The 1,159-nt window shown below is 36.2% G+C and carries 2 protein-coding genes; one reads left to right on the forward strand and one right to left on the reverse strand.

Annotated features, from left to right (window positions below; genetic code table 11):
* A partial coding sequence (locus A9G35_RS06215) for an IS3 family transposase (RefSeq protein WP_065636123.1) occupies nt 1-283 on the forward strand: 283 nt, incomplete at its 5' end.
* A gap of 103 nt (nt 284-386) precedes the next feature.
* Here A9G35_RS06215 and A9G35_RS06220 read toward each other — a convergent pair.
* The coding region (locus tag A9G35_RS06220) for an IS3 family transposase (RefSeq protein ID WP_218057215.1) at nt 387-1,159 on the reverse strand (773 nt) is incomplete at its 5' end.

Below are 1,159 nucleotides of genomic sequence, written 5' to 3' on the forward strand. Positions count from 1 at the left end.
CAAAAGACGAACATTCACAGATGATTTTAAACACCAAATGGTCAGTCTTTATCAACATGGTAAATCACGTAGTGAAATCGTTGCAGAATATGATTTGACACCATCAGCATTGGACCGTTGGATAACGCAATCAAGCCAAAGTGGCTCATTTAAAACAAAAGATAATCGCAGTCCACAAGAACAAGAGCTAATCGCGTTGCGTAAAGAGCTTAAACAGCTGCGTATGGAAAACGATATTCTAAAGCAAGCAGCACTGATAATAGGGCGAAAATCGCTATCCTAAAAGCAAATCGACATCGTTATAGCATAACAAAGCTATGTCAATATTTAGGATTATCAAGACATTATGCTTATTATCAGTGTAAATTTGGAATGGCAACACATTTTCAAACAAAAAAATTAAGGGGTAAGTGTTTTTTAAATTCAACGGGAGGCAAGTAGCCTAACGAAGAATGTAATCGTTTATGATTATACCAATAAGCATAAGCCGAAAAAGCGCGTTGTAACTCAGCCGTTGAGTTAAAACGTTGGCCTTTTACAAATTCCGTTTTAATTGTTTTAAATGCCGCTTCCGCTACCGCATTGTCATAAGGACATCCTTTCTTGCTTAATGAATGCGTGATATTAAATGTCTTAAAACAATCCGCTAATAACCGATTATCAAACTCTTTACCTCGGTCTGAATGAAATAAATCTAATTTCGATAATGGCATTTTAATTTGGCTTAATGCCGACATAACAAGCTCTGCTGTTTTATGTTGGCCAACATGGTAACCGACAATCTGCCTATCGGATAAGTTCACTAAAACACATAAATAGTTCCAACGTTGCTTAACTTGAATATAGGTTAAATCCGCAACAACAATTTGTTTTTTATCACCTACATCAAATTGTCGTTGCAGGTGATTTTCTGTGGCGGTTTCATTGACTTCCGTATTGTGAGATTGATAACGTTTAACGGTGTATTTTGATACCAGCAATAAGGCTTTCATCACCCGAGCAATGTAACGGCGTGACACCCAAATATTCTCTTTTTGTAAATCAAAACGAATTCGTCTTGTACCATAAGACTGATAGCTCTGATTAAATAGCGTCACGATTTTATTGGCATAAAGCCCTACTGATTTTTGTCTATTCAATTTACACTGATAATAAGCAT

The sequence above is a fragment of the Gilliamella sp. Choc5-1 genome (genome assembly GCF_001690595.1).
Taxonomy (GTDB): Bacteria; Pseudomonadota; Gammaproteobacteria; order Enterobacterales; family Orbaceae; genus Gilliamella; species Gilliamella apicola_M.